Annotated in this window: 21 protein-coding genes and 3 tRNA genes; 6 read left to right on the top strand and 18 right to left on the bottom strand. The window is 47.5% G+C overall.

The annotated features are described in order from the left end of the window. Positions 1 to 8: 8 nt before the first annotated feature. From MC24_RS09045 to MC24_RS09035, 3 genes are all read right to left on the bottom strand, one after another. Positions 9 to 83, bottom strand: a tRNA-Gly gene (locus MC24_RS09045). An 11-nt stretch (positions 84 to 94) separates the two neighbouring features. Continuing rightward, positions 95 to 181 (bottom strand) — tRNA-Leu (locus tag MC24_RS09040). A gap of 5 nt (positions 182 to 186) precedes the next feature. Further along, positions 187 to 262 (bottom strand) — tRNA-Lys (locus MC24_RS09035). Positions 263 to 361: 99 nt separating this feature from the next. Between MC24_RS09035 and MC24_RS09030 the strand changes: the two genes are divergently transcribed. After that, positions 362 to 4,609, top strand: coding sequence for an acyl-CoA dehydratase activase (locus MC24_RS09030; protein ID WP_038054708.1), 4,248 nt, complete (start codon positions 362 to 364; stop codon positions 4,607 to 4,609). On the opposite strand, the gene MC24_RS09025 is transcribed toward MC24_RS09030, so the two are convergent. From MC24_RS09025 to MC24_RS09010, 4 genes are read right to left on the bottom strand one after another with little or no spacing between them, the layout of a single operon-like run. Next, on the bottom strand, positions 4,593 to 5,372 hold the full coding sequence (locus MC24_RS09025) for an ABC transporter ATP-binding protein (protein WP_235231264.1): 780 nt from the start codon (positions 5,370 to 5,372) through the stop codon (positions 4,593 to 4,595). The two genes, MC24_RS09030 and MC24_RS09025, sit on opposite strands and share 17 nt — an antisense overlap. Next, positions 5,297 to 6,247: an ABC transporter substrate-binding protein gene (locus MC24_RS09020; RefSeq protein ID WP_011943079.1), complete on the bottom strand. Its 951-nt coding sequence runs from the start codon at positions 6,245 to 6,247 to the stop codon at positions 5,297 to 5,299. Before MC24_RS09020 ends, MC24_RS09025 begins: the two co-directional genes overlap by 76 nt. Further along, a complete protein-coding gene (locus MC24_RS09015) occupies positions 6,244 to 6,996 on the bottom strand; it encodes an ABC transporter permease (RefSeq protein ID WP_011943078.1) in 753 nt (250 codons plus the stop codon). The genes MC24_RS09020 and MC24_RS09015 overlap by 4 nt, the downstream gene beginning before the upstream one ends. After that, the gene (locus MC24_RS09010; protein ID WP_011943077.1) at positions 6,968 to 7,252 is read right to left on the bottom strand and encodes a thiamine-binding protein; all 285 of its coding nucleotides are present in this window, start codon (positions 7,250 to 7,252) and stop codon (positions 6,968 to 6,970) included. The genes MC24_RS09015 and MC24_RS09010 overlap by 29 nt, the downstream gene beginning before the upstream one ends. 72 nt (positions 7,253 to 7,324) lie before the next feature. Between MC24_RS09010 and MC24_RS09005 the strand changes: the two genes are divergently transcribed. Together MC24_RS09005 and prmC are read left to right on the top strand one after the other, a co-directional pair. Next, positions 7,325 to 7,633, top strand: a complete 309-nt coding sequence (locus MC24_RS09005) for a metal-sulfur cluster assembly factor (RefSeq protein WP_011943076.1) — start codon at positions 7,325 to 7,327, stop codon at positions 7,631 to 7,633. Beyond that, positions 7,582 to 8,430: a peptide chain release factor N(5)-glutamine methyltransferase gene (gene prmC, locus MC24_RS09000; protein WP_012310546.1), complete on the top strand. Its 849-nt coding sequence runs from the start codon at positions 7,582 to 7,584 to the stop codon at positions 8,428 to 8,430. Before MC24_RS09005 ends, prmC begins: the two co-directional genes overlap by 52 nt. On the opposite strand, the gene MC24_RS08995 is transcribed toward prmC, so the two are convergent. The 3 genes from MC24_RS08995 to MC24_RS08985 are packed head-to-tail and all read right to left on the bottom strand — an operon-like array spanning position 8,411 to position 10,243. Next, a complete protein-coding gene (locus MC24_RS08995) occupies positions 8,411 to 8,935 on the bottom strand; it encodes a DUF6115 domain-containing protein (RefSeq protein ID WP_011943074.1) in 525 nt (174 codons plus the stop codon). The two genes, prmC and MC24_RS08995, sit on opposite strands and share 20 nt — an antisense overlap. Beyond that, positions 8,932 to 9,666 (bottom strand): NAD-dependent protein deacylase, encoded by a 735-nt coding sequence (locus MC24_RS08990; RefSeq protein ID WP_011943073.1) that lies wholly within the window; start codon positions 9,664 to 9,666, stop codon positions 8,932 to 8,934. The genes MC24_RS08995 and MC24_RS08990 overlap by 4 nt, the downstream gene beginning before the upstream one ends. Beyond that, complete coding sequence (locus MC24_RS08985) at positions 9,638 to 10,243, bottom strand: DUF4897 domain-containing protein (protein WP_004081475.1); 606 nt, start codon at positions 10,241 to 10,243, stop codon at positions 9,638 to 9,640. Before MC24_RS08985 ends, MC24_RS08990 begins: the two co-directional genes overlap by 29 nt. Before the next feature lie 66 nt (positions 10,244 to 10,309). On the opposite strand from MC24_RS08985, the gene trpS reads away from it, so the two are divergent. From trpS to scpB, 3 genes are read left to right on the top strand one after another with little or no spacing between them, the layout of a single operon-like run. Next, positions 10,310 to 11,296 carry a tryptophan--tRNA ligase gene (gene trpS, locus MC24_RS08980; protein ID WP_011943072.1) on the top strand — a complete coding sequence of 329 codons (987 nt, stop codon included), beginning with the start codon at positions 10,310 to 10,312 and terminating at the stop codon, positions 11,294 to 11,296. A 9-nt stretch (positions 11,297 to 11,305) separates the two neighbouring features. Beyond that, positions 11,306 to 11,995, top strand: coding sequence for a segregation and condensation protein A (locus MC24_RS08975; RefSeq protein WP_011943071.1), 690 nt, complete (start codon positions 11,306 to 11,308; stop codon positions 11,993 to 11,995). Further along, positions 11,973 to 12,476 (top strand): SMC-Scp complex subunit ScpB, encoded by a 504-nt coding sequence (gene scpB, locus MC24_RS08970; RefSeq protein ID WP_011943070.1) that lies wholly within the window; start codon positions 11,973 to 11,975, stop codon positions 12,474 to 12,476. Before MC24_RS08975 ends, scpB begins: the two co-directional genes overlap by 23 nt. Here the strand turns inward: scpB and MC24_RS08965 are convergent. From MC24_RS08965 to MC24_RS08930, 8 genes are read right to left on the bottom strand one after another with little or no spacing between them, the layout of a single operon-like run. Then, positions 12,441 to 13,697, bottom strand: coding sequence for a PhoH family protein (locus MC24_RS08965; protein ID WP_012310545.1), 1,257 nt, complete (start codon positions 13,695 to 13,697; stop codon positions 12,441 to 12,443). The genes scpB and MC24_RS08965 overlap by 36 nt on opposite strands. Before the next feature lie 4 nt (positions 13,698 to 13,701). Beyond that, positions 13,702 to 14,262: a 3'-5' exonuclease gene (locus MC24_RS08960; protein ID WP_038054706.1), complete on the bottom strand. Its 561-nt coding sequence runs from the start codon at positions 14,260 to 14,262 to the stop codon at positions 13,702 to 13,704. A 12-nt stretch (positions 14,263 to 14,274) separates the two neighbouring features. After that, on the bottom strand, positions 14,275 to 15,129 hold the full coding sequence (locus tag MC24_RS08955; protein WP_038054704.1) for a VIT1/CCC1 transporter family protein: 855 nt from the start codon (positions 15,127 to 15,129) through the stop codon (positions 14,275 to 14,277). Further along, the gene (locus tag MC24_RS08950) at positions 15,113 to 16,105 is read right to left on the bottom strand and encodes an ABC transporter ATP-binding protein (RefSeq protein ID WP_038054702.1); all 993 of its coding nucleotides are present in this window, start codon (positions 16,103 to 16,105) and stop codon (positions 15,113 to 15,115) included. Before MC24_RS08950 ends, MC24_RS08955 begins: the two co-directional genes overlap by 17 nt. A gap of 12 nt (positions 16,106 to 16,117) precedes the next feature. Then, complete coding sequence (locus MC24_RS08945; RefSeq protein ID WP_008192162.1) at positions 16,118 to 16,606, bottom strand: hypothetical protein; 489 nt, start codon at positions 16,604 to 16,606, stop codon at positions 16,118 to 16,120. After that, the gene (locus MC24_RS08940) at positions 16,603 to 17,757 is read right to left on the bottom strand and encodes an ABC transporter ATP-binding protein (protein ID WP_008192163.1); all 1,155 of its coding nucleotides are present in this window, start codon (positions 17,755 to 17,757) and stop codon (positions 16,603 to 16,605) included. The genes MC24_RS08945 and MC24_RS08940 overlap by 4 nt, the downstream gene beginning before the upstream one ends. Before the next feature lie 3 nt (positions 17,758 to 17,760). Continuing rightward, a complete protein-coding gene (locus MC24_RS08935) occupies positions 17,761 to 18,765 on the bottom strand; it encodes an ABC transporter ATP-binding protein (protein WP_008192165.1) in 1,005 nt (334 codons plus the stop codon). A 12-nt stretch (positions 18,766 to 18,777) separates the two neighbouring features. Continuing rightward, positions 18,778 to 19,719, bottom strand: coding sequence for an ABC transporter permease (locus MC24_RS08930; RefSeq protein ID WP_004081440.1), 942 nt, complete (start codon positions 19,717 to 19,719; stop codon positions 18,778 to 18,780). Between the last annotated feature and the right edge of the window lies 1 nt (position 19,720).

The following is a 19,720-nucleotide window of genomic DNA, read 5'->3' as shown; positions in this document are numbered from 1 at the left end:
TTCTTGTCTGGAGCGGGCGACGGGATTCGAACCCGCGACCCCCAGCTTGGCAAGCTGGTGCTCTACCACTGAGCTACACCCGCCTGCTCTATCCTGGTGCGAGAGGTGGGACTTGAACCCACACGGGCTTCAGCCCACTGGATTCTAAGTCCAGCGCGTCTGCCAGTTCCGCCACTCTCGCACCGCTGGTGACCCGGGTGGGATTCGAACCCACGACCCCCTGATTAAAAGTCAGGTGCTCTGCCTGCTGAGCTACCGGGTCGCCGGTACAAATGATATCACAGAGTGGAGAGGATTTCAAGAGGTGAGTTGAGACTGCGAACGTTAGGTGTTAAAATATTCAACAAAGAGGTGATGTGAAATGACCGGAGTGTGCATCGGTTCCTCGAGTGTTTCATTCTACAGTGAAAGGGAGAAAGGAAATCTTCCTCACAACGGAGATCCCCTCGCTCTGCTTTCCATGATGATCCCCGCTTTTCTCGATGAAGGGCCCGTGGTCATCACAGGTCGAAAGACAAGAGAAATAATAGATCTGCCTCAGATATCCGAAGCGGAGGCAACGGAAATCGCCTACAGGCATCTCATGAAAAAATACGGAAAGGTCGAAGCCGTTGTCAGTGCCGGTGGGGAGAACACCATTCTCTACAGAGTGAACGATAAGGGAATCATAACCGGCATATACACGGGTAGCAAGTGCGCCTCGGGAACGGGAGAATTCTTCCTTCAGCAGCTTCAGAGGATGGGAATATCTCTTGAGGAAGCCAACAGTGTCGAGACGGAAGAGTACTATGAACTCTCCTCGAGGTGTACCGTTTTCTGCAAGAGTGATTGCACCCACGCGCTGAACAAAGGGGTTCCAAAGGAACTCGTTCTGAACGGTCTTGGAAAGGTGATGGCCGACAAGATAGTGGAACTGGCTCACAAGGCAGGAGTTAAGAAGATCCTCCTTGTCGGTGGAACGACGAGAAACAGGCTCATGTTGAAGCACCTGGAAAGAGTTCTGGAAGTGATCGTTCCGGAAGAAGCGCTGTTCTTCGAAGCCTACGGGGCTTACCTGTGGGGAAAGCTGAACGGAGTGGTATCGAAAAAGACCTTCACGATCAAAAAAGAAGAAATTACCAGTTTTCCCACTCACGAGCCTCTCAAAAAGTACCTGCACATGGTCGAGTTCAAAGAAATGCCGTTCCAGCAGGCAAGAGATGGGGATGTGTGTGTGCTGGGAATAGACGTTGGATCCACCACAACGAAAGCGGTGCTGATGAGATACGATGATGAAGCCATCCTGGCGGGAGTGTACCTTCGAACTCTGGGAGATCCCATAAGAGCGGCAAGGCAGTGCTACTCCTCTATATTGGAGCAGCTCAACGGGACGAAAGTGAAGATAATCGGACTCGGTGTGACGGGATCAGGGAGGAAGATCGTTGGGCTGTATTCTCAGACCGACGCCGTGTACAACGAGATAATGGCGCACGCGAAAGCGGCCGCTCATTTCGATCCAGAGGTGGACACGATCTTCGAGATAGGAGGTCAAGATGCCAAGTACACCTATCTGGTGAACGGGGTTCCGGCGGATTACGCGATGAACGAAGCCTGTTCGGCCGGGACGGGATCTTTCCTCGAAGAGGCAGCGGGAGAGTCCCTTGGAGTCCACTACACCGAGATCGGAGATCTCGCTCTGAAAGGCGAAAATCCTCCGAACTTCAGCGATCAGTGCGCGGCCTTCATAGGAAGCGACGTCAAGACGGCGGTGAACGAAGGGATCTCTAAAGAAGACATATGCGCCGGGCTTGTGTACTCCGTGTGTATGAACTACCTGAACAGGGTGAAAGGAAGCAGACCTGTAGGAAAGAAGATCTTCATGCAGGGCGGAGTTTGCTACAACAAAGCGGTGCCTGTTGCCATGGCTGCTCTCGTTGGAAAGAACATAGTTGTTCCCCCGCACCCGGGTTTGATGGGCGCTTACGGAGTGGCTCTGCTCACCAAAGAGAATCTTGAACTCGGTTTTCTGGAAAAGAAAGAGTTCAAACTGAAGGAATTGATCTCCAGAGAAGTCAGATACAGAGGAACGTTCATCTGTCCCGGTGGGAAAGAAAAATGCGATAGAAAGTGTGAGATCAGGATCATAGAGATCGATGGAAAGCGGTTCCCGTTCGGTGGTGCCTGCAACAAGTACGAGAACGTGCTGAGACACGCCAACATAGACAGCACAAAGTACAACTTCGTCAAAAACAGGGAGAAATACATTTTCCACCTCGAGAGAGAAGTGAAGGGAGCAAAGACCATCGGTTTGAGCAGATCTTTGGCGATGAACAACCTTTTCCCGCTTTTCTACACCTTCCTTACAGAACTCGGTTTCGACGTTGTGGTTCCCGAAAAGTCCGACAGACGCGGCTGGGAGATGATGAACTCCGAATTCTGCTTCCCGGTGGAACTCTCCCACGGCTACATGTACGATCTGATCTCGAAGAATCCGGATCTGATATTCGTTCCAAGGTTGAGAGGAATCAAAGTGGAAAATTCAGAGAACTACAACGTCTTCTGTCCCTTTGTTCAGAGTGAAGTTGACTGGCTCACATCTGCGTTTCCTGAAATGGAAGAAAAGCTCGTGACGGGCTATTTCGATTTCTCGCGCGGTGATGAAAAGGAAGAATTTCTCAGAGTGGCTGAAAGGCTTGGAAGATCACGCGAGGAAGGGGAACGAGCCTTTGAAAAGGCCTGGAAGGCTTTCAACGAAAGGTTTAGTCTCATAAAGAAACAGTGGAATGAATTTCTGAAAATTCTTGACGAGTCGGAATTCGGTGTGGTTCTCTTTGGAAGATCTTACAACGCCTTCTCTTCCGATGCGAACATGGGAATCCCCGAAAAATTCGCCACCCGCGGAATTCCCATCATCAACTTCGATTCCATACCCTTCGAGGATGAAAAGGGCTACAGAAACATGTACTGGTCGTGGGGAGAGATGATTCTCAAAGCGTCACGATTCGTCGAAAAGCATCCAAAACTCTTTGGGGTTTACATCACCAACTTCAGCTGTGGTCCTGACTCTTTCATCATCTCTTACTTCAGAGACATAATGGCGAAGAAACCGTCGCTCGTTCTGGAGCTCGACAGTCACACAGCGGACGCAGGCATAGAAACGAGAATCGAAGCCTTCGTAGACATTGTTAAGAGTTATCTCAGATTGCAGAGAAAGAACGAAAAAAGAAAAAGTGCGAAAAGACCCCAAACGATTTTGGAAAAAAACACCCTCTATGTGATCACTCCGGACGGAGGGAGACTGCGACTCAATGATGAAAGGGTGAAAGTTGTTTTCCCGTCGATGGGTCAGTTCGGGTCTCAGTGTCTTTCTGCAGCTTTCAGGTATTACGGTGTCAGGTCCGACGTGTGTCCTCCACCGGATGTCGAGGAGTTCAAACTCGGAAGGGGAAACTCTCTTTCGAAGGAGTGTCTTCCTCTTCAACTCACTCTTGGAAGCCTCATAAAGTACATCAGAGAGAAAGCATCCGATGACGAGATCATACTTTATTTCATGCCGGAGACGATGGGACCATGCCGATTCGGGCAGTACAGTGTCTTCATGAACCTGTGGCTCGATAGGAACAACGTGAGAAATGTGACGCTCTTCGGGTTGAATTCCGAAAATGCCTATGCGGGGCTTGGAATTGCTTTCAGAATCAGGGCATGGTTGGCTATTGTCGTTTCTGATGTGTTCTTCGACGTGGAACGCGCCGTGATGACGCTGGCGAGGGACAAGGAGGAAGCAAGAAAAGTCCTGGAAGGATGCAGGGAAAAGATATTGAACAGTCTTGCGAACGATTCTCTTAGGGACTTCTTCAAAACACTCGATGAAGTCTCAGAGATACTTTCGGGTGTTGAGAGGATCGTGGATTACGAAAAGGCGCCGAAGGTGCTGCTTACAGGAGAAATCTATGTGAGAAGAGACGAGTTCTCCAGAAAGCACCTCGAAAATTTGATGGAGAAGAACAGGATCATCATGCACATATCGCCGGTCCACGAGTGGATCTATTACACGGATTATCTGTACCTCAACAGGTTGATCTCTCCGAATTCCACCCGCGTGGACAGGCTGAAGAAGCGAATCGAGATCCTCGTGAAAAGGTACGTAGAGAGAAGAGTGAAAAAAATCTTGGAAAAAAGCGGCTTTTACAGGTCTCATATGGTGGATGTAGAATCCATTGTTGACGCGGCGAAAGACTACCTGAATCCAAAGCTCACCGGAGAAGCGATCCTCACCATAGGAACCGTCCTGCATGAGATCGTAAACCACTACGATGGTATCATCTCAATAGGACCCTTTGGTTGCATGCCGAGCAGGATAGCGGAAGCGGTTGTGAAAAAAGGCTTGAAAGAACAAAAAGAGAAGACCACAGGGGTTTTGAGAAAAGTACTGGACGAGTTCGGAGACCTTCCCGTGATACACATAGAGTCCGATGGGAATCCGTTCACACCAACGGTACAGAGCAAGCTGGAGGCGTTCATGTTCCAGGTCAGAAGATTGAGAAACTACCTGAACGGTCTGCTGAACACGGAGAACACCCTGGAGGAAACTGAAGAGACTCTCCCTGAAAATATCAGGGTTGATTCATGAGAGTCTCCAGCACCTCTTCTTCTATTTCTGAGAAACGAGGATCGGAAAAAGTTTTTATGGTTCTCGGCTTTGGAAACGGCACGCGTATTTCCTTCAAAATCCTTGCGGGGCGATCGGAGAGGATCAATATTCTGTCTGAAAGGAAGACCGCTTCCTCCACGTCGTGAGTGATGAGTACGACCGTACTTTTCATCCTGTGTACGATCTCAGAAAGCCATATCTGGAGTTTCTTTCGAGTGTAAGCATCTACCGAAGAAAAAGGTTCATCGAGTACGAGGAGCTCCTCGCCCGATAGAACGGCCCTCAGAAGAGACAGTCTCTGCCTCATACCGCCACTCAGCTGGTACGGCCTTTTCTCTTCAAAGCCAGAAAGACCGAATCGTTCAAACAATTCTTTTATGTTTGATGGCGGCAGTTCTTTTCTGAGAACGAGTGGGAGCACGGCGTTCTCATAGGCGGTCATCCAGTCGAACAGCACATCCTTTTGAGGACAGTATCCGAGACGAGATGTGAAGATCTCTATCTTTCCCTCGTAGGGAATCAATCCCAGAATAGCCTTCACAACGGTGGTCTTTCCACATCCGGATGGTCCCACAAGGGAGAGGATCTCTCCCCTTTGAACCTCCAAGGAGAGATCCTCCACCGCTTTGAGTTCTCCGTAGCAAACCGTGAGGTGGGATACCTTTATCACGGTAGGAACTCGTTTGTGAACGCCTTCGTCACGTCTATCGTCTCTTTCAGGAATCCCATAGAGTGAAGCCATTCCGCGTATCTCCTCCAGACTTCTTCTTTCTGGTAGCCCCATTTTTCCGCGTCCGCTTTGTACTGACCTGCGAGGTACTTTTGAGATTCTACAACGATCTTTTCATCCAGTTCCGGAGCGTATTTGAGGAGTATTTTGGCTGCCTCCACAGGGTGCTGTATTGCGTACTCGTATCCCTTGGCCGTGGCTCTCAAAAATCTTCTTACGAGATCTGGATTTTGCTTTATGAGAGATTCGCTCGTTATCAGAACCGGCGTGTAGTAGTCAAAGACTTCGTCTATATCCTTCAGCGGGAGGAACTCTATCTCTATCCCTTTCACCTTGCTGGCAACACCGTCCCATCCGTAGAAGATCCAGGCAAAATCGAACACATTGTTCAGCGTTCCCGCAAAGAAATCCATCTGTCCCACGTTCACAAAAATCACCTTTGAAGGATCTGCACCGTATTTTCTCATGATGTATTCTATGGTCGCCTTCTCTATAGGAGAACCCCAGCTTCCGTATCTCTTACCCTCCCAGTCTTTCACACTTTTGATTCCTTCATCCTTCAGCCAAGCGAAACCCGATGTGTTGTGCTGGATGATGGCAGCTATGGAGACGATGGGCATCCCTTCTCCTCTGGAGAGGGTGACCGCTTCCTGATAACTCACGCCAAATTCCGCTTTTCCACTCGCTACAAGCTGTTCCGCTGTCAACCGAGACGGTTGAACGATCTTCACATCCAACCCTTCTTCTCTGTAGTATCCAAGGTCCTTGGCTACGTAGAGCCCCGTGTGGTTCGTGTTGGGATACCAGTCCAGTACGACCGTTACCTCTTCAGCGAAAAGTGCAAGGACAGAGATCAAAAACATCGCAATGAAGGTCAGTCTTTTCATTTTACCAGCCTCCTTTCCTCGAACCAAGGTGTGAGTTTTCTGGAGAGAATATCAGCTATCTTGAAGACGGCAACGCTGAGCACAACCACAACTATCACAGAGAGAAAGAGCCTGTCAGCTCTGAAGGTGTTCATTGCCCTTATCATGTATATGCCCAGGCCTTTTTCTGCTCCAAGCCATTCTCCTATCACAGCGGAAACCACAGCGTATGTGGCGGATATCTTGAGCCCAGAGAGAACGTAAGGTAACGTGTGCGGTAGTACAAGGTACCTGTAGATCTGGATCTTCGTTGCCTTCATCACTTTGAAAAGATCCAGAGCGTCCTGATCGATCGTTCTGAATCCTTCGAGAGTGTTGAGCGCAACCGGAAAGAGTGTGACGAACGCTACTATGCCTATTTTCGTGCCCACGCCCAGACCGAACCAGATGATGACGAGCGGTGCCACAGCAACGATGGGTATCGCCTGTGAGATGATGAGGATCGGGTACATTACCTCTTTCACCGTCTGGAACAGATCCATCAGGACCGCAAGCCCCATTCCCAACACGAGGCCTATAACCAGGCCAGAAAAAGCCTCAAGGATCGTGTAGAGACTGTGATCCATCAAGATTTTCCACTGCGAAAGTCCCTCGAGAACTATGGAAGAAGGTTTGGGAAGAAGATACTGTGGGACTTTCGAGAACTCCCACACGAAAATCAGAGCTATAAAAAACAGCCATTTAGCGGTACTTCGATACCTTCTCTTCAATCGTGATACCTCCGACTTTGTAATCGATGTCCAGCTGAAGAACGAATCGTTTCGCGAACTGTTCAAGGTATCTGACGAGCTCTTTCACACGATCCATGATCTCTTCGAATTCACCTTCCACGGTGGTGTTGGAAGGACCCACTTCGTATTTCATGCCCCACGAAGAGATCTTTTCGATCGCTCTGTCGATCACCTCGTGGAGTCTTCCATCTTCCACGGCGGGAATCACCTTTATGGAAACCGTTACTTTCGGCATTTTTTCACCCCCTCAATTCGGCTCTTCTAATTTGAATTATAACATAGTATAATAGAACCGGGAGGGATGCCGATGTCGAAAAAGGTGACTAAAGAAGATGTTCTGAACGCCCTGAAAAACGTGATCGATTTTGAACTCGGTCTGGATGTGGTGAGTCTGGGTCTGGTGTACGACATCCAGATAGACGATCAGAACAACGTGAAAGTCCTCATGACAATGACCACACCCATGTGTCCTCTTGCCGGAATGATTCTTTCCGACGCTGAAGAGGCGATAAAGAGGATCGAGGGAGTCAACAACGTGGAGGTGGAGCTCACATTCGACCCACCATGGACACCAGAAAGAATGTCTCCGGAGCTGAGAGAAAAATTTGGAGTTTGATAAAAGACTGCTCTGGAAAACTCGAGGGAGTGACCGAAACTCCTGTTCTTGAGGTGTTACTCATCGTTTCCCGGGTACTTGGGATCCGCAAGGAAGATCTCTTTTTGAAAGACTTGGTAGTTTCTCCAACTGAGGAAAAAAGGATTCTGAAACTCGTGGAGAAAAGAGCAAGTGGATATCCCCTGCACTACATTCTCGGTGAGAAAGAGTTCATGGGTCTTTCTTTACTCGTGGAAGAAGGTGTATTCGTTCCAAGACCGGAGACGGAGGAACTGGTCGAACTCGCCCTCGAGCTGATAAGAAAGTACGGAATAAAAGCAGTCGCAGACATAGGAACAGGAAGCGGTGCCATTGGAGTGAGTGTAGCGAAATTCTCCGATGTGGTTGTTTTCGCGACGGACGTTTCTTCCAAAGCTGTTGAAGTCGCCAGAAAAAACGCGGAGAGGCACGGTGTTTCCGACAGATTCTTTGTGAGAAAAGGTGAGTTTCTTGAACCGTTCAAAGAAAAGTTCGCATCGATCGAGATGATCCTTTCGAATCCTCCATACGTGAAATCAAGTGCTCATCTGCCAAAAGATGTTCTTTTCGAACCTGCAGAGGCGCTTTTTGGAGGAGAGGACGGCCTCGACTTTTACAGAGAATTTTTCGGCAGGTACAACACGAGTGGAAAGATTGTGCTGATGGAGATAGGAGAAGACCAGGTGGAGGAGTTGAAAAAGATCGTTTCCGACGCTGTTTTCCTGAAGGATTCCGCCGGAAAGTACCGTTTTCTCTTTCTCAACCGGCGTTCCTCTTGAACAGTTGGAGTATCAGTCTGACTTCTCCAACCGTGATACCCAGTTTTTTGGCGATATCCACTTCTGAAAATCCCCTGTCGTACATCGAGACGATTCTTCTTTCTAAAGCGGTTTCCAGTTCCTCTTCTTTTTCTTCCGCTTTCGTTTCATCCTGCTCTTGAATAACAGGGATAATTGGTTTTTCCATCTTTTCAGATTTTTCCCCTTCATCTTCAGAGGAGAAGATCCTTTCTCTTTCTATTTCGGACATCTTGACCATCAGCCTTGACATCACGGTGTTGGCTTCGGATATGAGTTTTCTTAACTCTTGTGTCTTCTTTTCGAGGAGTTCGAGTCTGTTGGCCGACAGGTAGCGGAACTTTCCCATGAGTTCCATGATCCTCTCTTCTACATCCTCCTGATTCGGCTCTTTTGAGTTACCGTTCCTCCCAAGGAGAAGATACGTCCACGAAAAGACCACCGTTCCCACCGTGGAAAGCACCACCAGATAGTCTACGAGATTCATGAGATACCTCCTTCTTCCATCACTCTTCTGGCGAACTCGACAACGTCCATGTTGTACTTCAAAGTTGCGATATCATCGAAAGGAGTTTCTCCCAAATTCACGATAACGAGCTTTCCACCGCTCCTGACAGTTATGAGGGGAAGCTCGGCAGCGGGATACACAACGAGCGAAGATCCCAGGACGATCATCAAACTGGCCTTGGATGAAAGTTCGATCGCTTCCCTGAGGGCGTCTTGCGGCAGATTTTCCCCAAAGAACACGATGTTCGGCCTGATCAAACCGTTGCAGTCATCACAGCGTGGAACATCCAATGATTCGAGTTTCTCTATAACATCTTCGACGGTGTATTTTTTCTCACACCTCACACAGTAATACTCCTCAACGTTTCCGTGTAGCTCTATCACTTTTTTACTGCCCGCTCTCTGGTGAAGTCTGTCTATGTTCTGTGTGATCACAGCCTCTATCAGGCCCTTTTCTTCCAGTTTTGCGAGCAGCACGTGTGCAAGGTTCGGTTTTGCTTCTAACATAGGGAAAATACCTTCCTTGGCGAATTGGTAGAATTCCTCAGGGTGAGAGTAGAAGAAATCAATGTCGAAGACATTCTGGGAATACTTTTTGTATATCCCATTCGGTCCTCTGAAATCTGGTATGCCGCTTGGGGTACTGATACCGGCTCCCGTGAGAGTGACGGTCAATCTGGATTCATTGAGAAGATCCAGGAATTCCTTCATTTTCATTCACCCTTTTAAAGATAACTTTTGGAAACACCATGGATGAATCTGGACGCCAGATCAGAGTGTTGTTCTCACGTTCAGATGGGGTTGGTGTGACCGATATCACAGCTGCGTCTTCAGGTAATTTCACGACGATCTCCGTTTCACCCGCTACGTTCATTGTGAGACTTCCCATGCTGGTGTCCAAGACATCACCCTTCACCTGTGCAGCTCCCCTCAGGAGCGTTGTTTCTGTGACTTCGAGCATACCTCCTGTGTCTTCAACTCTCACGTTGTAATCCAGTGGAACTATTTCTCTTCCAACTTCTTTGCTGATCTGAGAAAAGTATTTATTCAACTCCTCCTTAGATGCAGAAGCATAATTGATCTTGTACTCTTCTTTTTTCTTCTCATCTTTAAAATAAAGCTTCGCACTGGTGGTGAACGTGGCGTTCCCGGAATAATCGTATTCCATGGTGCTCCTGTAGTATACTATTTCAAAGGGAGCTCTTCCTCCCAGAAAGAAAAAGAGAAATTCGACGAGCATGAAAACAACCATGATGATCAGCAAGATGTAGATGGTTCTTGAGCTCAACCTTTTCACTCTCCTCATTCTTGATATTCTCAATTAATATTATCACAGAACATGGAGGGATAAAAGTTGAGAATACTGAGCGGCATGAGACCTACCGGAAAACTCCATATAGGTCATCTCGTGGGAGCTCTGGAAAACTGGGTGAAGCTTCAGGAAGAAGGAAACGAATGTTTCTACTTTGTCGCGGATTGGCACGCTTTGACCACCCACTACGACGATGTTTCGAAGCTCAAAGAATACACCCGCGACCTGGTGAGGGGATTTCTCGCCTGTGGAATAGATCCTGAAAAGTCCGTGATTTTTGTTCAGTCTGGTGTCAAAGAGCACGCTGAGCTTGCACTGCTTTTCAGCATGATCGTTTCTGTTTCACGTCTCGAGAGGGTTCCCACTTACAAAGAGATAAAAAGTGAGCTGAACTACAAAGATCTTTCCACGGCTGGTTTTCTCATCTATCCCGTTCTTCAGGCAGCCGATATTTTGATCTACAAAGCTGAAGGAGTACCAGTCGGTGAAGATCAGGTTTACCACATAGAACTCACGAGGGAGATCGCCAGGCGTTTTAACTATCTCTACGATGAAGTCTTTCCAGAACCAGAAGCAATTCTGTCTCGAGTTCCAAAGCTTCCAGGAACGGACGGCCGAAAGATGAGCAAAAGCTATGGGAACATAATAAACCTTGAAATCACGGAAAAAGAACTGGAACAGACTATACTGAGAATGATGACCGACCCGGCAAGAGTGAGAAGGAGCGACCCTGGAAATCCGGAGAACTGCCCCGTATGGAAATACCACCAGGCGTTCGATATCAGTGAAGAAGAGAGCAAATGGGTATGGGAAGGCTGTACAACGGCCAGCATCGGTTGTGTTGATTGTAAGAAGTTGCTGTTGAAGAATATGAAACGAAAATTGGCACCGATCTGGGAAAATTTCAAAAATATAGACGAAGATCCACATTACGTAGAAGACGTTATAATGGAAGGGACGAAGAAGGCCAGAGAAGTAGCCTCTAAAACGATGGAGGAAGTGAGAAAGGCCATGAACTTGATGTTCTGAGGTGAAAGAATGGAACTTGTCTTCAAACTTCCCGTTTTCGAGGGACCTCTCGATCTTCTGCTCTATCTTGTGAGAAAGAAAAAGGTAGATATCAGAGAAATACCCATCGCACAGCTCGCAGACGAGTTCGTAGAATACCTCGAGCAGATGAAAAAGTTGGATATGAAGGTCACCTCCGATTTTCTGGAAATGGCCTCCACTCTGATGGAGCTCAAGTCGAAAATGCTCATTCCGAGAGTGAGAGAAGAAGAAAAAGAAGAGGTAGACAGAAAGAAAGAAGAACTCTACAGAAGAATTGAGGAATACTCCAAGGTGAAGGAAATTATCCAGAGAATCAGAAATGAAACGAATCTTCTGAAGAGAAAACAAATCAGGGTGAGAAGTGTCTTCTTTGAAAGAATAGAAGGCCTGGAAAGGTTCAGGAAAACGCTCGAGAGGATATGGAAAGAAGAATCACTACGTGAAGCTGTACACAAGGTGAGGAGCGAAACTCTTTCTGTTGAAGAGATGATGGAGAGAATACTTGATGAAATAGATGGTGAGATCGAGATCCTGCGATTGCTTTCCAGAGCGGAGAATGTCTACGAACTGATAGTCAGACTTCTTGCTATCCTCGAGCTTGTGAAGATAGGGAAATTGATTCTCGTGGGAGAAAGCAGGATCAGGAGGTACACAAATGCAGCTCAAGGCCGCTATTGAGGCACTCATATTTGCTTCAAATGGTATCACTCTGGAAAGGCTTATCAAAATACTCGAAAAAGATCCTGAAGAGATAAAAAGAGTTCTCGAAGAATTGAAAAAGGAATACGAAGACGAAGCACACGGAGTTGTTCTGAGAGAGGTGAATGGAAGGTATCGTTTTTTCACCAAACCTGAGTACGCTGATTTCGTTTCTAAGCTGTCCGGAAGGAAGTACAAAAATCTCACCGATGCGCAGATGGAAGTGGTGGCACTGCTTCTCCTCTCAGGACCGATTCCAAAGAGCGAAATAGACGCGTTCAGGGGGAAAGACTCATCCGCTGTTCTCTCCTCGCTTCAGAGAATGGGAATTGTCAGAAAGAAAAGAAAGGGGAAAAGCTATCTGTATCAGCTTTCCCCTTCGTTTGTTGAAAGCACCATGCTGGATGAAATATTGAAAGAGGTCTCACAGAAGCTCAGCAGCGATGGTGGCGAGTCTTGACCTTTCTCCCTTCTCCAGCTTTATCACCGCGGAAAGATCCGATTCCAGAAGTTTCAAGGCTGCGTAAACCAGTCCGTTCGTGTCTTTGTCCAGATACGGGGTGTCGATCTGGTACGGATCTCCAACGAGAACTATCTTGGTGTCTTCTCCCACACGTGTGAGGATCGTTTTTACCTCGTGTGGAGTGAGGTTCTGTGCTTCGTCTATGATGATGAACTGCTTTGGTATGGATCTTCCCCTGATGAAAGATATCGCTTCCACTTCCAGTATTTCCTGTTTCTCGAGTTCCTTGATTTTCAAACCGGAAAGAGAAGATATGAGTTCAAGATTGTCCATTATCGGTTGGAGCCACGGTTTCATTTTCTTTTCAAGTTCTCCGGGGAGATACCCGATATCGCGTCCCATGGGAACCGTAGGACGAGTCACTATCAGTTTTTTGTAGCGTTTTTCAACGAGGACTTTGTAGAGACCGCAAGCGAGAGCGAGAAGCGTCTTTCCGGTTCCTGCGATTCCAACAAGGAAGACCAGAGGTATTTCGTCATCCAGAAGGGCATCCATGGAAAAGATCTGTTCTCTGTTCCGCGGAGAAATGCCCATAGTCTCGAAAGGTTCCACTCTCAGAACTTTTCCTTTGCGATATTTCCCGTACACTCCACCCAGATCTATGTAGAAATTGTCGAGAAGGTCGAGTTTCTTTTCCACAACTCCTTTCACTTTTAACTGTTTTTTGAGTTCTTCGTCGTCGATTTCGACATACCCCTTAGGCATCGTCTCCAGCTCGGATCGATCGGTCAGATAGTCCTGGGCGGGAATACCAAGAGAGTCCGCTTTCACCCGAAGATTTATATCCTTGCTGACGAGAATGGTGGGGATCTTTTCTCTGTTCATGAGCTCTATCACGTACGCGAGAATGATGTTGTCCACGTAGCGTTCGTGAAGGAATCTTGGAACGTTCTCCACTTCTCTTTCCAAAACCATGACGCGGAGAATTCCGCCGTTCTCCAGCGGGATTCCTTTTCTGAGATTTCCTTTCTTTCTGAGTTCATCGAGGTGTCGAATCACCTCTCGGGCGTTCTTTCCCACACTTCCGTGTTCTCTTTTCAGCTTGTCGAGCTCTTCAAGAACGGGAAGAGGAATGATCACGTTGTTGTCTTCGAAGGAGAAGATGGAATCTGGATCGTGAATCAAGACGTTCGTGTCGAGAACGTAGTTCTTAACCATTTTATTACCCCCGTTTTCCACGGATGAATTCGTTGACTCTGTTTTCACCAAGAAATTCAACAAGCTTCACAAAAACTCTTGCGGTCACCAGGGCATCTGGAAGTGCACGGTGCCGTATCGTGGTTTTTATCCCAAGTCTTTCGCAGAGCCATTTGAGAGAATGGGGTCTTCCAAAGATCTCTTCTGAAAGATCGAGTGTGTCAATGTAGGGATTCGTTATTGGAAAATTTCCCGTTTCTTTTGCCATCATATCCAGAAAAGTGAGGTCGAAGTTGGCGTTGTGAAACACGAGCACCGTTCCTTTCACGTAGTCTCTGAAGAGATTGTAAACCGCATCCATATCAGGTGCTTCCTCAATGTCCATGTTGCTGATACCGTGGACTTTTTGAATCAGCGCAGGGATTCTTATTCTGGGATTCACGAGAGAGTGAAACGCTTTGTTCCTGTAGATCTTCCCCTTGAAGACAGGAACAGCGGCTATTTCAACTATCCGGTCTCCGGCAAGGGGATCGGTTCCCGTGGTTTCTGTGTCTACGACGCAAAAAACGGTGTCGTTCCATATCATGGCGAGCACTCCTCAGATTTCGATTCCAAAGATCTTTCTCGCGAGTATACCGACGAGGAAAGAAAATCCTGCCACACCGAAACTCAAAAGGAACATTTCAAGAAAGTATTTCGCGAAATCCTTCTCTTTAACCACCGAGACAAAAAAGGTGAAAAGAAGAACTATGAGAACGGCTCCCGTCAAAGTAAGGACAAGTGATAAGAATGGGTTTTTGAGTATGAGGTATGGAGCCACCAGCACGGCGACCGTTACGATGTAAGCGATACCTGTGTAGATGGCGGCTTTTAAGGGTTTGGATTCACCTGATCCTTCTTCCGCTCTCTGCGAAAGATACTCGGAAGCTGCCATGGAGAAGGCTGCAGCGATACCGGTTATCAAGCCGGACAATCCGACTATCTTGGTGTTTTGAAAGGCGAACGTGAGACCAGCGAGTGCCCCCGTCAGTTCCACGAGAGCATCGTTCAATCCGAGAACCATGGAACTCACGTAATTGAGACGTTCCTCGTCGAGCATGTTCAGAAGCTCTTCTTCATGCTTTTCTTCGTCTTTGAGAATATGGACTACTTCTGGATACTCTTTCTCCAGTCTTTCATAGGCTCTTTCCGCTTTTTTCTCGTTGTTTTCCATGAGTTTGAGAGTGAAAGTCAAACCAAAAAGAACGGAAAGCAGCGAGTACCAGAACATCTTGATGTAGGAAGGCTTAACATCCTTCCCGGTGATGTTCTTCAGTTTTTCGTAGTGACTTTTCTCATCTTCCGCTATTGCAAGGAGGATCTCAGCGTTTTTCTTGTTCGTTCTCTTCGATAGCTTTCGATACACGTGGTATTCAGTGATCTCGTTTTTCTGAAAATCAAGAATTTCTTTCAAGACTCACTTCCTCCTCAACCGGATTGAAACATCTGACGTAGTGGTTTTCTTCTATCTCGGAAAGCTCTGGTAATTCTTTCAAGCACCTCTCCACTCTTCTTGGACAGCGAGGCAAGAAGGGACACACCGGTGGTATATCGACCATCCTCGGAGGCTGTCCCGGTATGGATTCGAGTTTTTCAAGTCTTTTATCCACTCTCGGCACACTTCTCAGAAGCATCTTCGTGTAAGGATGTCTGGGTGAGTAGAAGATTTGATCAGCTGTTCCTATCTCGACCTGTCTTCCTCCGTACATCACCATGATCCTGTCTGCCATGGAAGCGATCACACCGAGATCGTGTGTTATGAAGATGAGTCCCGTTTTGAATTCCTTCTGGAGTTCTTTCATGAGCTCTAAGATCTGAGCCTGTATGGTCACATCGAGGGCGGTGGTGGGCTCATCCGCTATGAGCACACTGGGATTGCAGGACAAGGCAATGGCTATAACCACTCTTTGTCTCATTCCTCCGGAGAACTCGAAAGGATAGTTGTTCATTCTCTTGTCGGGTTCCGGTATTCCAACGAGTTCCAGCATTTCCACCGCTCTCAAATAGGCCCTTCTCTTGTCATAGCCAAGATGGTATTTGATCGTTTCCATGAGCTGGTCTCCTATCGTGTAAAGCGGATTAAGAGACATCATCGGATCCTGAAAGATCATTGCGATCTCTTTTCCTCGAATCCTGTGCATTTCTTTTTCGGGTATCTTCAGTATATCCTGACCTTTGTATATGATCTCACCGCTCACTATTTTTCCGGGAGGCTTTATGAGGCGCATTATGGATTTCACTGTCACACTCTTGCCGGAACCAGTCTCACCGACAATTCCGAGAACTTCGTTGGAATTCAGCGAGAAGTTCACATCGTTCACGGCTTTGACTACACCTTCTTCCATGTAAAACCACGTGCTGAGGTTTTTCACTTCCAGAAGCGTTGCCAAACCGTTCACCTCCTATTTATCGAGAAAAACGAGTTCTCCAGTTGACGGATCGTACTCCGCCACACATTTTCCGTTTGAAAACACGTAGATCTCCCCGCAGTAGTAAGAATTCTCAAACAGAGACTGATTTCCTTCAAAGAAACTTTCGATCACAGCTTCCAAAAACACCTCTGCTGTAGCCATCTGTGATTCTGTGGCGGAAAGCTCTATCTTTTGAAAGAACGGTTCAACCAGTTCTTTCACCTTCTCTTTCACTTTCTCCGGCCAGTCCAGGTGGAGAACTACTTCGTTTGGCGGTACGATAGCTCTGTCCTTTTCTATTATCAGAGCTCTCTCTCTGGTGTCGGTGAACTTGTATCTGTAACGTTTTTCCCGAAGAATTTCCTCAACCATTTTTTTGATCTCTGGATCTTCAACGTGTATTCTCTTCACTTCCCACTTCACTCTAAAAAACAGAATGACGATGGCGATCAACAAAATTACCAGCCAGTACCTTCTCACCTCAGCTCACCCGGGAAGTGACAGGCGACGAAGTGTCCCTCTTCAACCTCTCGAAAAGCCGGTTCTTCCTTGGAGCAAATCTCTTTCGCTATGGGACATCTTGTGTGGAATCTACAGCCAGACGGCGGATTTATAGGGCTCGGAACATCTCCTTTGAGAATGATTCTTTCCCTCTTCTTTGTTGGATCAGGTACCGGTATCGCAGACATGAGAGCTACAGTGTAAGGGTGGAGCGGTTTTTCGAACAAGTCTTTTTTAGGAGCAAGTTCCACCATCTTTCCAAGATACATCACACCTATTCTATCGCTTATGTGCTTTACAACAGCCAGATCGTGCGAAATGAAAATGTACGTGAGTTTGTGTTCCCTCTGAAGATCTTCCATGAGGTTTATGATCTGACTTCTTATCGAGACGTCCAGAGCAGCGACGGCCTCGTCCGCCACGACGAGTTTGGGTTCCAAAGCCAGGGCACGTGCGATTCCGATTCTCTGGCGCTGACCACCGGAGAATTCATGTGGAAACCTGTACACGTAAGCCGAAGGAATACCCACATCCTCCAAGATTTCTTTGATTCGTTTCTCTACTTCTTCCCCCCTTGCGATCCTGTGTGTGACGATGCCTTCACCCACTATGCTCTTCACTCTCAACCTCGGGTTCAGGGAACTGTATGGATCCTGGAACACTATCTGCATCTCTCTTCGAAATTTTTTCCTTTTCTCCGGTAGATCATCGAGAAGAATGGACATGAACTTCTTTGGAGAACCCTTTGCCTCCTCAAAGAAAATACGGGCGTACTCTCTGTCGACACCTTCCAGTTTTTCCACATCTGACTCCTTCATGTTGACGAACCTGCTCAGATAGGTGCGCTTTATGTATTTTTTTGCCTTGGAACGCGGCATGAAGTAGTAGGTCGTGTCTTCGTTGTCCACGATGATGCGTCCCGATGTTGGCTCGTACAGTCTGAGCAGGGTCATTCCAATCGTGGTTTTTCCACAACCCGACTCTCCAACGAGGCCGAAGGTTTCTCCCTCGTTTATGCTGAAGCTGACACCATCGACGGCCTTCACCCATCCAACAATTCTCTTAAAAACACCAGCCCTTATGGGAAAATGTTTCACCAGATTTTCAACTCTAAGGATTTCCCTGCTCACGTTTCACACCTCGCTTTTTGCATGTCTCATTTCATCGAGTTTTTGCCAGAAGAAACACCTCACCTTGTGATTGCCATCCAGGTCTTCCAGTTCAGGTTCTTCAACGTCGCATTTTCCTTTTTCGAAGAATTCACATCTGGGATGGAATTTACATCCCGGAGGGAAGTTGAGCGGGTCGGGTACGTTTCCCGGAATGCTCTTCAGTCTCTCCTGTTCTACGTCTATTCTGGGAATGGATTCGAGAAGAGCATAGGTGTAGGGGTGCTTGGGTTCGGTGAAGATGGTTTTCACGTCTCCGTACTCGACCACCTTTCCCGCGTACATGACAGCAACTTTATCGGACATTTCCGCAACGACGCCCATATCGTGGGTGATCAGAATGATTGCCATTCCGTATTCTTTCTGGAGTTCCTTCATGAGCTCCAGGATCTGAGCCTGTATGGTCACGTCGAGAGCGGTGGTGGGTTCGTCCGCTATGAGAAGACTCGGTCTGCAGGAGAGTGCCATGGCTATCATAGCCCTCTGTCTCATCCCACCGGAGAGCTGGTGGGGGTACTCATCCACTCTCTTTTCAGGTTCGGGAATTCCCACTTTTCTGAGAAGATCTATAGCCATTTTTCTCGCTTCTTTTTCAGAGACGTTCTGGTGAAGAATTATTGCCTCCATTATCTGATCCCCTATCGTGAAAACAGGGTTCAAAGCCACCATGGGTTCTTGAAATATCATGGCGATCTCTTTTCCTCTGATCTTCCTCATTTCGCTCTCTGAAAGTTCGAGAAGATTCCTTCCTTTGAAGATGATCTTTCCATCAACTATCTTTCCGTTCTGATCCAGGAGTCTCATTATTGAGAGCGATGTCACACTTTTTCCACTTCCGGATTCCCCAACGATGCCCAGGGTTTCTCCCTCTCTGACCTCAAAAGAAACACCATCGACCGCCTTCACCACACCGTCTTCTGTATAGAAATAGGTTTTCAGATTTTCCACCCTAAGCAGAGGCTCTGTCAATTCGATCCCTCCTTAGAATTTTAGCCTTGGATCGAAAGCGTCTCTGAGCGCATCGCCCAGCAGATTCCATCCCAGAACGAAGAGAACCATAGCGGTACCGGGATAAACGAGGGCGTACCAGTGCTTTCCTATCTCCATCATCCAGTCTCTCGAGTAACTGAGGATGGATCCCCAGTCGGCGTATCCCTGGGGGGCACCGAGTCCCAAGAAACTGAGCACAGCGGCCGTTATCACGAGAGATCCCATGTTCATGGAAGCCCATATCAGGACGGGGAAAATGGTATTCGGAAGAACGTGTTTCAGTATGATGAGAAAATCGGGCACACCTATTGCTTTCGCTGCCAGAACGAATTGTTCTTCCCTCACCTGAAGAATGTTTCCTCTGATGAGCCTTGCCGCTCCCATCCATCCAAACACGATCATCGCTATCATAACCTTGTCGAGACCTGTCCCGAGAACGGTTGTCAGCACAACAGCCGCTATGAGGAAAGGAATAGAGAGAAAGATATCGGTGATCCTCATGAGAACCTCATCTATCCATCCTCCAAAGTAACCTGAGATTGAACCTATGAACACTCCTATCAGGAGTCTTGCGAGTGTGACTATGAGACCTATCTTGAAAGCCGTTCTTGTGCCCCAGACGATTCCGTATAGAATATCACGGCCACCAATGACACCGAATGGATGATAATCAACACAGCGTATAGGTTCTCTGTTGGGATTCTTCGCCAGGGCATCCTCTTTCGTGGTAGGGGGTTGTGGGCTCTGATTCCAGCTCACCACGGGCATCAAGTAAGGATCGGGTAGCTTGGCTCTGGTGAGCGGGTGAATGGGAGGAGCTATAACAGGCGCGAGAATGGCTATCACCACAAAGAAGAGCACCAGAGAGAACCCTATGATGGCGGATGGATCTCTAAAAAATCTCTTCATTATTCTTTTGAATTCCTGATTCACG

The organism is Thermotoga sp. Mc24 (assembly GCF_000784835.1).
Classification (GTDB): Bacteria; Thermotogota; Thermotogae; order Thermotogales; family Thermotogaceae; genus Thermotoga.
Note: the sequence above shows the minus strand (reverse complement) of the source record. Positions and strands in the feature narration are given on the sequence as shown.